This is a genomic window from Serratia sp. BIGb0234, from assembly GCF_024809915.1.
Classification (GTDB): domain Bacteria; phylum Pseudomonadota; class Gammaproteobacteria; order Enterobacterales; family Enterobacteriaceae; genus Serratia; species Serratia liquefaciens.
The window spans coordinates 1,040,317-1,052,702 of record NZ_JANUEI010000001.1 but is presented as its reverse complement, the minus strand read 5'-3'; the positions used below and the strand labels follow the sequence as shown (position 1 = coordinate 1,052,702).

At 55.9% G+C, this 12,386-nt stretch carries 11 protein-coding genes; 3 read left to right on the top strand and 8 right to left on the bottom strand.

The genetic code is table 11. The annotated features are described in order from the left end of the window. Positions 1–55: 55 nt before the first annotated feature. The gene (pepT, locus tag M2407_RS05180) at positions 56–1,285 is read right to left on the bottom strand and encodes a peptidase T (RefSeq protein ID WP_046375051.1); all 1,230 of its coding nucleotides are present in this window, start codon (positions 1,283–1,285) and stop codon (positions 56–58) included. 373 nt (positions 1,286–1,658) lie between these two features. Between pepT and M2407_RS05175 the strand changes: the two genes are divergently transcribed. Both M2407_RS05175 and M2407_RS05170 read left to right on the top strand, forming a co-directional pair. Further along, positions 1,659–3,218, top strand: coding sequence for a PTS transporter subunit EIIC (locus tag M2407_RS05175; RefSeq protein ID WP_198639747.1), 1,560 nt, complete (start codon positions 1,659–1,661; stop codon positions 3,216–3,218). Positions 3,219–3,241: 23 nt separating this feature from the next. Beyond that, positions 3,242–4,627 carry a glycoside hydrolase gene (locus M2407_RS05170; protein ID WP_122078696.1) on the top strand — a complete coding sequence of 462 codons (1,386 nt, stop codon included), beginning with the start codon at positions 3,242–3,244 and terminating at the stop codon, positions 4,625–4,627. A gap of 23 nt (positions 4,628–4,650) precedes the next feature. Here M2407_RS05170 and M2407_RS05165 read toward each other — a convergent pair whose 3' ends face one another. From M2407_RS05165 to M2407_RS05135, 7 genes are all read right to left on the bottom strand, one after another. Further along, entirely contained in the window at positions 4,651–5,364 is a 714-nt protein-coding gene (locus tag M2407_RS05165) for a MurR/RpiR family transcriptional regulator (RefSeq protein WP_116690697.1), read from the bottom strand. 85 nt (positions 5,365–5,449) lie between these two features. Further along, positions 5,450–6,286: a Sir2 family NAD+-dependent deacetylase gene (cobB, locus tag M2407_RS05160; protein ID WP_048760671.1), complete on the bottom strand. Its 837-nt coding sequence runs from the start codon at positions 6,284–6,286 to the stop codon at positions 5,450–5,452. Positions 6,287–6,297: 11 nt separating this feature from the next. Beyond that, complete coding sequence (gene nagK / locus M2407_RS05155) at positions 6,298–7,218, bottom strand: N-acetylglucosamine kinase (protein ID WP_020826460.1); 921 nt, start codon at positions 7,216–7,218, stop codon at positions 6,298–6,300. Between the two features lie 54 nt (positions 7,219–7,272). After that, complete coding sequence (gene lolE, locus M2407_RS05150; RefSeq protein WP_044549982.1) at positions 7,273–8,520, bottom strand: lipoprotein-releasing ABC transporter permease subunit LolE; 1,248 nt, start codon at positions 8,518–8,520, stop codon at positions 7,273–7,275. Further along, positions 8,520–9,224 (bottom strand): lipoprotein-releasing ABC transporter ATP-binding protein LolD, encoded by a 705-nt coding sequence (gene lolD / locus M2407_RS05145; protein ID WP_020826458.1) that lies wholly within the window; start codon positions 9,222–9,224, stop codon positions 8,520–8,522. The genes lolE and lolD overlap by 1 nt, the downstream gene beginning before the upstream one ends. Then, positions 9,217–10,419: a lipoprotein-releasing ABC transporter permease subunit LolC gene (lolC, locus tag M2407_RS05140; RefSeq protein WP_044549980.1), complete on the bottom strand. Its 1,203-nt coding sequence runs from the start codon at positions 10,417–10,419 to the stop codon at positions 9,217–9,219. The genes lolD and lolC overlap by 8 nt, the downstream gene beginning before the upstream one ends. Before the next feature lie 117 nt (positions 10,420–10,536). Further along, a complete protein-coding gene (locus tag M2407_RS05135; protein ID WP_048760668.1) occupies positions 10,537–11,178 on the bottom strand; it encodes a transcriptional regulator in 642 nt (213 codons plus the stop codon). An 85-nt stretch (positions 11,179–11,263) separates the two neighbouring features. Between M2407_RS05135 and M2407_RS05130 the strand changes: the two genes are divergently transcribed. Beyond that, the gene (locus tag M2407_RS05130) at positions 11,264–12,247 is read left to right on the top strand and encodes a threo-3-hydroxy-L-aspartate ammonia-lyase (protein WP_116690699.1); all 984 of its coding nucleotides are present in this window, start codon (positions 11,264–11,266) and stop codon (positions 12,245–12,247) included. Positions 12,248–12,386 lie beyond the last annotated feature (139 nt).

The following is a 12,386-nucleotide window of genomic DNA, read 5'->3' as shown; positions in this document are numbered from 1 at the left end:
TACACTAGGAGCAAATCATTGTTACGGCAAGCAATTATACTCAATCTCATCGAGGTTATTTGGCGCGTTCGGCGGTCAGCGCGGCGATGCGCATAATAACCGAAACCGCCTGTTCCATCCCTTCCAGCGACACAAACTCATGCTTGCAGTGGTAGTTATATCCGCCGGTGAACAGATTTGGGCAAGGCAAGCCGCGAAACGACAGCTGAGCGCCATCGGTACCGCCGCGAATCGGTTTCATGATCGGTTCGATATCACAATCGCGCATTGCCTGCTGTGCCAATGCAATCACATGCGGATGCTCTGCCACCTGTTCCCGCATGTTGTAATAGCTGTCTTCAATCGTAACTTCAATATAACAATCGCGCGGCAGACCTTTGCCCACCTGTTGAGCGACCTCTATCATCCGGCGTTTACGTGCCTCAAAACCCTCACGCTCAAAATCACGCAGGATGTACTGCATCTCGGCGCGTTCAACGCTCCCCTTAAAGCTGCTGAGGTGGTAGAACCCCTGATAGCCGCTGGTGGTTTCCGGGGTTTCATCCGCCGGTAACGCCTGCTGAATACGCGTCGCCAACGACAAGGCATTCACCATCACCCCTTTGGCGCTGCCCGGGTGGACATTGTTACCGACAATTTTCACCGTCACCGATGCTGCGTTGAAGTTTTCGCACTCCAACTCACCCACGCCGCCACCGTCCACGGTATAGGCCCATTCGGCATCGAACTGCGCCACGTCAAACAACCGCGCCCCTTTCCCCACCTCTTCATCCGGTGTAAAGGCTACGCGGATATCGCCGTGTGGAATGTTGCGCTGCTGCAGTCGCACCATGGCGGTCAGGATTTCGGCGATGCCCGCCTTGTCATCGGCACCGAGCAGCGTTTTACCGTCGGTGGTGATCAGCGTCTGCCCCAACATCTGGTGCAGGATCGGGAACATCACTGGCGACAGCACTTCATCACCAATGCCCAAGGCAATATCGCCGCCGCGGTAATTTTCGACGATCTGCGGGTTGACGTGCTTACCGGTAAAATCCGGTGAAGTATCCAGGTGGGCAATAAAGCCTATCGCCGGCACGGGCCAGGTAACGTTCCCCGGCAAGGTGCCCATCACACAGCCATGCTCACTGAGCGACACCCGTTCAAACCCCAGTTCAATCATTTCCTGCTGCAACGCACGCGCCAGCTTCAATTGCCCGTCGGTGCTCGGCACATGTTTGACGTTCGCTTTAGATTGCGTGTCGAATGAGACGTAGTTAAAAAAGCGATCAAGTAGTTTATCCATGGTATCCGCCCTCAGAATTTCGCGTTTCATTATGCGGAACCGATCGAGATCAAATATTGAGACAGGTCATTTTTAACCAGATTTAACGGAAATCATTAATTCTTGTGGTGTTTGATATTTCGCCTCGTCCTTTGGTACACCGTCCATCTTACCTTTCACTACCCCCCTTATGTGATCCTCTTCACGCCTGGTACCGGTTGTCAGTCATTGACCACCGGTACCTTTTTCCGGCGGCTGATTGCATCGCTAAATCATTCCACCTATAACTGGTTTAAGGCAGGGGTTGCCGCATTCAAAATCATTTTTATTTCGCCATACCAGGGAGTATTACCAGCAACGTCGTTATCCACTAAAATATAAAAAAGGAACTGCCATGAAAGATATTATTGATAATATCTTAAGCAAGCTGCAGATTTTCTCCAAAGCCATGATGGGGCCAATATTCTTTCTGCCGGTAATTGGTCTGATTCTGGCATTAAGTTCTATTCTCACCAATGCCACGCTGGTGAATGAAAACTCCGGCGTATTTCATATCGGCAAAATGATCGGTGATACCTTTTGGCCGCTGTTTGGTAATCTCGGGCTGATTTTTTGCATCGGTATTACCTACGGCCTGGCGAAGGATAAAAAAAGCGAAGCGGCGCTGGTTGCCGTGATGTGCTTTATTATGTTCCTGGGCGCCAACTCATCCTATCTGCAATTAAGCGGTCACATAGCGCAGAAAATCAATGGGGAATATTACGGCACCGGACAAACCGAACTGCTGGGCTTTACCGTGGTGGATATGGGCATTTTCCTCGGCCTGATCCTCGGCGTCACTATCGCCTGGGTGCACAACAGATTGTGTAACGTGGAGCTGAACGGTGTACTTTCCGTCTATGGCGGTTCCAAGCTGGTACTAATCGCCATGACGCCGGTGATCATGCTGTATGCCGTCGGTTTCAGCTACCTTTGGCCGGCCATTTCACACGGGCTGATTTCCCTGACCGGCTTTATGAAAAGCTCAGGCTCGCTCGGGGTCTTCGTCTATGGCTTTTTCGAAAAATTCCTGATCCCCACCGGTCTGCATCATTTTATCTGGTCGCCGTTTCAGTTGACCAGCATCGGCGGTTCAATTGTACAAGACGGCCATACGGTGTCGGGCTCGCAGGCCATTTTCCTCGCTTATATGCGCGACCCGAGCATCTCCCCGCTGATGAACGAGGCACTGCGCTTTTCTCAACAGGGCATGGTGACCATTTTCGGCCTGTCAGGCGCTGCGTTGGCGTTCTATCACACCGCCAAACCGGAGAAAAAAGTGCTGGCCAAGGCGATATTGATCCCGGCCATCACCACTTCCATTCTGGTAGGCATAACCGAACCGATAGAGTTCACCTTCCTGTTTATCTCACCGTTACTGTGGGTGATACACGCAGTGCTGACCGCGCTTTCGCAAGTTGCGTGTAACCTGTTCGACGTTCGACCCTGGGGTGCCAGCGGCCTGATCGAATTCCTGGTTTACAACCTGCCGTTACCGGTCGCCCTCACCCGCTGGCCGCTGTACGTGGTGATTGGTCTGGTGCAGTTCGCGGTGTATTACCTGGTGTTCAAAACCCTGGTGCTGAAGCTTAATTTAAAAACGCCGGGCCGTGAGGATGACGACGCAGTCAAGCTCTATTCCAAACAGGAGTATCAGAACAGCAAAAATACACCCAATGAGTTAAGCGGGATTATTATTCGTGCCCTGGGTGGCAAAGAAAACATTATTTCCGTCGACAACTGCTTCACCCGATTACGCGTCGAACTAAAAGACATGCAATTAATTGATGAGGCCGCATTAAAAAGTACCGGAGCAAAAGGCGTGGTGAAAAGCCGGCGTGAAGTCCAGGTGATTTATGGTGTCACCGTCGGAAAAGTGAAGAGTCAGGTCGAAAAATATTTAGCAGCATTATAACTTTATTTATTGGGAGAAAATTCATGAAATTAACCGTTCTGGGCGGCGGTGGCGTACGCTCACCGTTCCTGGCCAAGTCCATTGCCTATAACGCCCACCGCATCGGCGTCACCGAAGTGGTGTTTATGGATACCGATCGGGAGAAATTGGCGGTCTACGGCGCCATCGCACAGGGTGTCTTCGAGCGTATCCGCAGCGACATCAGGTTCAGCCTGAGCAGCGACGCCCATCAGGCGCTGAGCGGAGCCGATTATATCATCACCACCCTGCGTATCGGCGGTGAAGAAGGCCGCATTCATGACGAACGTATCGCACTCAATCATCAGGTCCTGGGGCAAGAAACCACCGGTGCCGGCGGTTTTGCCATGGCGATGCGTTCTATTCCGGCAATAGTGGAATATTGTCGGCTCATAGAACAGGTGTCATCACCGGACGCGGTACTGTTCAACTTTACCAACCCTTCCGGCATGGTGACCGAAGCCATCATCAAATCCGGCTTCAAACGCAAGGTGTACGGCATTTGCGACGCCCCCAGCGAGTTTATCCGTGAGCTGGCGGAACTGCTGGGCTGTCGTGAGTCCGAGCTTAGCGTCGACTGCTTTGGGCTAAATCACCTGTCATGGTTCCGCAATGTGCGGGTCAATGGCCAGGAGGTTAGCGAGCAACTGCTGGCCGACCCACGCCTGTACCGTGATACCTGCATGAAATATTTCTCGCCAGAGCTGGTCGCGCTGTCCGATAACCTGATGCTCAATGAGTATCTGTATTACTACTATTACCGGGAACAGGCGATCGCCGCCATCGTCGATGCCGGAGAAACCCGTGGCGAACAGATTGCGCTGATAAACCAGCAAATGCTGGCCGACCTTGCCAGGCTGGATATTGCCACGCAGCTGGATCAGGCTTTCAGCGTCTATTTCGCTCACTATCTGACGCGGGAAAACTCCTACATGCAGCGCGAATCCAGCCAGGGTAAAGTCAAAGAGCGTGAGATGCTGACGCTCCAGCAGTTTATCGAACAGCCTGACAGCGGCGGTTATGCCGGGGTGGCGATAGACATTTTGGAAGCGGTAAATAACGGCCAGCAAAAACGCGTGGTGGTGTCGATGCAGAACAACGGGACGCTCGACTTCCTGCACCCGGAAGACGTGATTGAAATCAGCTGCGAACTCAGCAACGCGGGCATTCACCCGGTAAAAATGAATGATATTCCCGACACCCAGAAAAACCTGATCTCCCAGGTCAAAGAGTACGAACGCCTGGCGGTTGCCGCCATTCTGGAAGGGGACCGTCAGAAGGCCATCAAGGCACTGATGGTGCATCCGCTGGTCAACTCTTACTCGCTGGCAAAAACGCTGGTTGAAGAGTACCTGCAGGCTCATCACCAGTATGCCAAGCATTGGCATTAAGCAGGGCTGAAACGGCGCAGGCCTCAACGGCTGCGCCGTTCAAACCAGGCTTTGATCAGGTTCTCAAATCCCAGCAGGCAGTGGCCGAAAAACGGGTTGGGATAGTAAATATCGTGGTCGTACTTTTGCCGGTCCTCATAAATAAAGGTCATATCGGCCTGCTGCGCCAGCGGGCTGTTTCCGTCGCCGCAAAACGCCGCCAGCCGGATATTATTGCGTTTCACCGCGTCGCTCCAACTCAGCGCCGAGCTGCTGTTGCCCGATTTTGAAATCACAATCACCATATCAAACCGGAAACGCATCTCTCGATCGAGGATCTCGAAATCCGGCCACAGCGACAGGTAGCTGTCGATGCCCAGCGTCATAAATTTGTTGTACATGTACTGCGCCACCAGCTGCGAGAAACCGCTGCCGTGGATCAGGATTTTGCCGCTGTCGAGCAGATCAAGGAATTGGGTCTGCTGTTTTAAGCTGGCCGGTGCCGTCGGCTGCGGCTGCTCCTGAAAAGCCGGAGCCATCACCAGGTTGAACTTGATGAAATACACCAGTTCCAGATAGCCGCGAAAGCCCAGCTTTTTCGCCAACCGCACCAGGGTCGAGGGTGAACTGTGGCAACGAACGGAAACCGCACGGATACCCTCGTCAATGCACGCGTCCGGGTTGTCGAAGATAGCGTTGAGGATGGTGAGATCCGTTTTGCTCAGATCCGCCTGGCTGAATACCTGCTTGAAATTCACCGTCGCCCCTGCTCATTTAACCAAAGAAAGGCCGGCGTCAAACGGCCGGCCAGTTACCCGAGTCAGACAGCGCATTGACCTGGGCTTAAGGCCTATCAGCCCTTTCAACTTTCCCTACCAGGAATTTGTGCACAAAACGTGGTACCACCGCGCTGGCCTGGCCGTAGTGTTTTTCATCAAACTGACTTTCCACCTGGCTGGGCTCCAGGTTGAGCTCCATGGTATGCGCCCCACCCAGCCGCGCTTCATGCACAAAGCCCGCCGCCGGATAAACGTGGCCCGAGGTGCCGATAGCGACAAAGAAGTCGGCCTTGGCCAGCGCCTGATAAATTTCATCCATGCCCAGCGGCATTTCGCCGAACCACACCACGTGTGGGCGCAACGGGGCCGGGAATTGGCAACAATGGCAGCGGTCGTCCACGCTAAGGTCTTCGGGCCAGTCAAAGACCTGCCCGGAGCTGGTGCAGCGTACTTTCAACAGCTCACCGTGCATATGCAACACCCGTGAGCTACCTGCGCGCTCATGCAGGTTATCGATATTTTGCGTTACCAGCAGGAAGTTATCCCCCAACCAGGCTTCCAGATCCGCCAGGGCACGATGCGCAGCGTTAGGCGCAATGTCCGACGATTGCAGCTGACGACGGCGTTCATTGTAAAACGCCTGTACCAGCTGTGGATCGCGCTGATAACCTTCCGGCGTAGCAACATCCTCCACGCTATGCTCTTCCCACAACCCGTCCGCCGCCCGGAAGGTACGAATACCCGACTCAGCCGAGATCCCGGCGCCGGTCAACACCACGACAAACGGCTTTTTCAGCTCGGCCGCAGCCATGGTATCGCGATGAAAAATCCGCGAACGAAAGCGCTGATGCAGCACATGCTTACTCTTGCGAAACTGACACAGCCGATGACGAGTGTGCATTAACTCTCTCCTTACTTTTCCCTGTTAACCAAATTGAGGAACGCCGCCCCGCGTACGCCACCGGCGTCCCCGTAACGGGCTTTTTCAATTCGTGGCAGCTTGGCCACGCGCAACACATGCGCCGGCAAACGCTGCGGTAACGCCTGGTAAATAGCGTCAAAATTCGACAAGCCGCCGCCAATCACCACCAGATGCGGATCGATGATGGTCAGCAGATTGCCCAGGCATATCGCCAGGACGTCCATGAAACGTTCGACATGAGCCACCGCCTGCGGCTCACCTGCCTGATAATGCGCAATGATCTGCTGCGCAGGCAAGTGCTGCTGGTAAAAGTGGCCGTACATCCACTCAAAACCGCGGCCAGAAATGTAATTTTCGATGCAACCCTGATGACCGCACCCGCAAGGAACGCGAGGTATATCACGTCCCAACACCTCCAGCGCATCCACCGGCAGACGGAAATGACCAAATTCACCGGCGATATAGTTACGCCCGGAGAGCACCTTACCGTCGACGATTAGCCCGCCGCCTACCCCGGTACCGAGGATAATGCCCAGCACCGTCGGATAGCGACGAAACTCCTCGTCCCAGGCCTCCGACAGCGCAAAGCAGTTGGCGTCGTTATCGATGCGTACGTCACGGCCAATCAACTCGGCCAGGTCATGCGGCAAGCGCTGGCCCATCGCCGCCGGGACGTTGGCGGTGAAAACCGTACCGTCATCGTCGTTGGGCAGGCCGGGAATACCGATACCTACCATGCCTTTCTGGCCACAAAACGCATCCGCTTCAAACGTCAGATCGCGCAGCGTCGTCAGCAGTTGTCGATAATCCTCACGTGGCGTCGGCACCCTTTTTTGCCAGATACGCTGCAGATCTGCATCGAACACGCCCAGCTCAATCTTGGTGCCGCCCATATCGAAACCGTAGTACATAACCCACCCTCAGGCTAAAAAAAGGGGCGGCATCTCTGCCTCCCCTGATTTTCATTATTGTCCGCTCAACACTCGCGCCGGATCGATACGGCTGGCGCGCCTGGCCGGATACCAGCTGGCCAACAGGCTGAGCACTAGCGCGGTCACCAGTACAATCACCACGTCCAGCCAGTGCAGCTCAGAAGGCAGGAAGTCGATGAAGTAGATATCTCCCGACAGGAACGAATGCCCCATCAGCTTTTCCAAGCCTTTGATGATATTGGTCAGCTGCAGTGAGGCGATAACCCCGACCACCACGCCGCTGAGGCTACCCACCAGCCCGGCCAGCAGGCCGTACCAGATAAATATGGCGCGGATAAAACCGTCTTTGGCCCCCAAGGTGCGCAGTACGGCGATATCACCACTCTTGTCCTTCACCGCCATCACCAGCGTGGAGACAATGTTAAAACAGGCCACGCCGATCACCAGCACCATCGCCAAATACATAATCGCGCGGATCATCTGGATATCGCGGTACATATAGCCGTAGGTGCCGATCCAACTCTTGATATACACGTAGGAATTGGTGACTTCACCAGCGTCGCGCACCAGCTTGTTGGCGGCAAACACGTCGTTAACCTTGATGGCAATACCTGTGACGCTGTCACCCATGTCCAGATACTGTTGGGCATCGGCCAGTGGCACCATAGCCAAACTGTGATCGAGCTGACCGCTGAGCTGCAAAATCCCGGTGACGTGTAAACGAATGCGCTTCGGTTGCAACAGCTTCATCTGCGGGTCGCTGTTGGGGATCATCACCGTCACATAGCTGCCCTGCTTGACGCCCAAAGCGTCGGCGACGCCCTTGCCGAGGATCACCTGTTGCTCACCGCTTTTGAAATTGGCCCAGGCGTCGCCCTGCACATATTTCGGCAGCGCGCTAAGCTGGTTTTCCTGCTGAGGATCCACCCCTTTCACCCCGACCGCCCGCAGCTGTGCGCCGTTTTCCATCAGGCCGGTAAAGTTGATGTAGGGAGCGGCGGCCAAAATACCGGGCACTTTCTCCACCCGTTGCAAAATTGACGACCAGTCTTTGAACGGCTGCTTAACCGGCTCTATTTCACCGTGCGGCACCACCGCCAAAATGCGATTTTTCAGCTCGCGCTCAAAACCGTTCATGGCGCTCAGGCCGACGATCAGCACCGCCACGCCCAGCGCGATACCTATGGTGGAAATCACCGAGATCAGCGACACCATGCCGCCGCGCTTGCGCCCACGGCTGAAGCGCAGGGCCGTCAGAAACGAAAGTGACGCTCCCGCCATTACTCAGCCCCCAACAGCGTCAACTGGGCCTGCAGATGGCCATCGGCCATTTCCAGCTGGCGGCTGAGGCGCTTGGCCAACTGCAAGTCATGAGTGACCACCAGAAACGCCGTGCCCTGGCGCACGTTCAATTCGCCGAGCAGATCGAAAATGCTGTCGGCAGTGCGTTTATCGAGGTTACCGGTAGGTTCGTCCGCCAATACCAGCGACGGGTTATTGACCAGCGCACGGGCAATCGCCACGCGCTGACGCTCACCGCCGGAGAGTTCTGACGGCCGGTGCTTGCTGCGCTTTGCCAGCCCGACCGCCGTCAGCATTTCCAGCGCCTTTTCCTGCGCCTGCGCCGGTTTCATCCCGCCGATCAGCAAAGGCATCGCGGCGTTTTCCAGCGCGGTAAAGTCAGGCAACAGATGATGGAACTGGTAGATAAAGCCCAACTGGCGGTTACGCAGCTCCGCCTTGGCGGCCGATGACAGGGTATTCAGAGACTGCCCTTTGTAAATCACCTCGCCGGAGGTTGGTGAGTCCAGCCCACCCAGCAGATGCAGCAAGGTACTTTTACCGGAACCCGAGCTGCCGACAATCGCCATCATCTCGCCCGGCTGCATGGCAAAGCTGACATTGCGCAGTACGTCGGTATGCAGGTTGCCTTCCTGATAGGTCTTGCACAGGTTGTCGCACTGCAACAAAAGATGGTTACTCATAACGTAAAGCCTCAGCGGGTTGTACGGCGGCAGCGCGCCATGAAGGGTAAAGCGTGGACAACAGAGACACCGCCATCGCCGCTACGGCGATAATCGTCACCTGTAGCGGATCCACCGCCACCGGCAGCGATGCGCCGTCAATCAAAGCGCCGAGGATCGGCATCAGGTTATTCAGGTTGCTGGCCAGCAACACGCCCAACAGCGTACCGAGCAGCGAGCCGATAATGCCGGCGCTGGCGCCTTGCACCATAAATACCGACATGATCTGTCGACGCGTCAGGCCCTGGGTCTGCAGAATGGCAACTTCGCCCTGCTTCTCCATCACCAGCAGGCCGAGTGAAGTGATGATGTTAAAGGCCGCGACGGCCACGATCAGGCTAAGCAACAGCCCCATCATGTTTTTCTCCATACGCACTGCCTGGAACAGCTCGCCCTTGCGCTCGCGCCAGTCTTTCCACTCGGTGCCCTGCGGCAATTTCTGTTGGCTGAGAGTATCGACCGTCAGCGGCTGCTGCAGGAACAGGCGCCATCCGGTGATATTTCCCGCCGGGTAGCGTAGCAGACGTGAGGCATCCTGCTGATTGACCAGCATCTGGGTGCCATCCACTTCGCTGTTGGCATGGAAAGTGCCGACCACGGTAAACAGGCGTTGAATAGGGATGCGGCCCATCGGCGTGAACTGGCTGGCGCTGGGCACCATCACACGCAGCGGATCGCCGCGTTTTACGCCAAGTTGCCCGGCCAACTGCTCGCCGATAATGATGTTGTACTGGCCCGGCTGCAACAGCTGCTGCTTGACGTTGACCAGGAACGGCGTCAAAGGATCGGCTTCGTCCGGATTGACCCCCAACATCACGCCGACCGCCACGCTGCGAGCGCTTTGCAGCACTACGTCACCGGTGGTCAGTGGCGCTACGCGGCTAACGCCCTGCAGGCTTTGTACCGCCGATGCCGGGATCTGCTGAGGGTTGATCGAGCCCTGTGGGCTGGTGATCAACGCCTGCGGCATCAGACCGAGTATGTTGTTTTCCAGATCCTTTTCAAAACCGTTCATCACCGACAAGACGGTGACCAACGCCATCACCCCCAGCGTAATGCCGATGGTGGAAAGCCAGGAAACAAACCGTCCGAAGCGGTCTGATGCCCGCCCGCGCATGTAGCGCAGGCCAATGAATAACGCGACAGGTTGATACATGAAATCCGTTTTGTTGCCGTAGCTTAAGCAAAGTGATCAAGGATAATAAAGGCTATACCCCGTTTAGGGAACCACCCTGACGCCTTTTATTCCGTCGATCGCGCCAGCGGCAGCACGTCACCCGGCATCGCGCTTTAACAGGTTGTAAACCGAGACCCGGGAAATCCCCAGCGCCTCCGCCGCCATGGTGGCTGCCCCCCGCAGTTGCAGATAGCCCTGCTGCTTTAGTTGCTGGATCACCTGAACACGCTGCTCAGACGTAAGCGCGCGCGGTGCAGTGGCATGCGAAGCGGCAAAGTTGTTGATCACTGAAGCAATGTCGGACAGTGAGCGAGCCCCTTCATCCGCCGCCTGCGGCGTGCTCTGTACCACCGCGGTCAGTTGTTGCAGGATGGCGTTGACGCTGTTGAAGATTGAAACGTCCAGGTTAAGGCAGATTGCCGCCACGTAGACCCCCTGGCTGTTGCGCAGACCAATGGAGGTGCTCTTGGCCGGACGCCCATCCGGGAACGCATTGGCATAGTTTTGCACCACGTCCGGAAAATCCGGCGAGGCAATACGCTCAAGCCCCATTTCACTGGCGGCATCGCCGATACTGCGGTTCGACAGGTTATTGGCGATGCTGACGATGGCATGATTCGGTTGCGTCAGATCGTGCAATACCACTTCACAGCTGGGCGCAAACATCGCGCCCAGTGCCTGAACAATTTTTTCCGCTTCGCGCAACAGCAGCGCATTTTCCTGCCTGAGATCGCTCATAAACTTAACCGTTTGACAATAACTTTACAAAGAGTAAATTAAAATAATCGGGTAATCAATCAACCTTTCACCAGACGAGGTCGCCATGAGTTCAACGCCCCACTGCATCACCGCCGCCGATATCTCTACCGCCGCCGAAATTCTGGCAGGACATGCCCTGCGCACACCGGTCATGACCTCGCAGCAGGCCGACAACATCGCCGGGGCGCAGCTGTTCTTCAAGTGCGAAAACTTCCAGCGTGTAGGCGCCTTCAAGTTTCGTGGCGCGTACAATTCTATTGCTCAATTGAGCCCGGCGCAGCGCCAGGCTGGCGTGATTGCCTTCTCTTCCGGCAACCATGCGCAGGCAATGGCATTGGCGGCACGGGAACTGGGGGTCAAGGTGACCATCGTGATGCCGCACGACGCACCGGCAACCAAGCTGGCAGCAACGCGCGGCTACGGCGCCAACGTCGTGATTTATCAGCGTCACAGTGAAGACCGTGCTGCCATAACTCAACGGCTGGCAGCAGAACAGGGGCTGACGATAGTGCCGCCTTATGATTACCCGCAGGTCATCGCCGGCCAAGGCACCGCTACCAAAGAGTTGATTGAGGAAGTCGGGCCGCTGGACGTTTTGTTGGTGTGCACCGGCGGCGGTGGTTTGCTGGCGGGCAGCGCGGTGGCGGCACACCACTGGTCGCCCGGGTGCCGCGTTTTCGGCGTTGAACCACAGGCCGGTAACGACGTTCAGCTGGCGTTCCGTAGCGGCCAGCCGGTCCAGATCCCGGTGCCAAAAACCATCGCCGACGGTGCGCAAACGCAGCAGGTGGGCACGTTGACGTTCCCGATCATTCAACAGTATGTAGAAGATATTTTAACGGTCAGCGACCAGCAGCTGTGCCGACAGATGCGTTTCTTTATGGAGCGGATGAAAATGGTGGTCGAGCCCACAGGCTGCCTGGCCGCGGCGGCGGCGATGAATTCACTGCTCGACCTGCGGGGCAAAAAGGTCGGGGTGATCGTCAGCGGCGGCAACGTCGACGTTGATAAAATCGCCGACTATCTTGCCATGGGCGCGCAGGAATAACGCCGCATTACGGGCACTACAACCTTCAATCTCTGGTCTATGGCTGAGTCATCGGGGCGAATTTATTCGCCCGCTAACGTTACTGGAGCGACTAATCTGCCTGCAGTACATTTGAAAGTCGCCGCTTGAAAGGCGACGG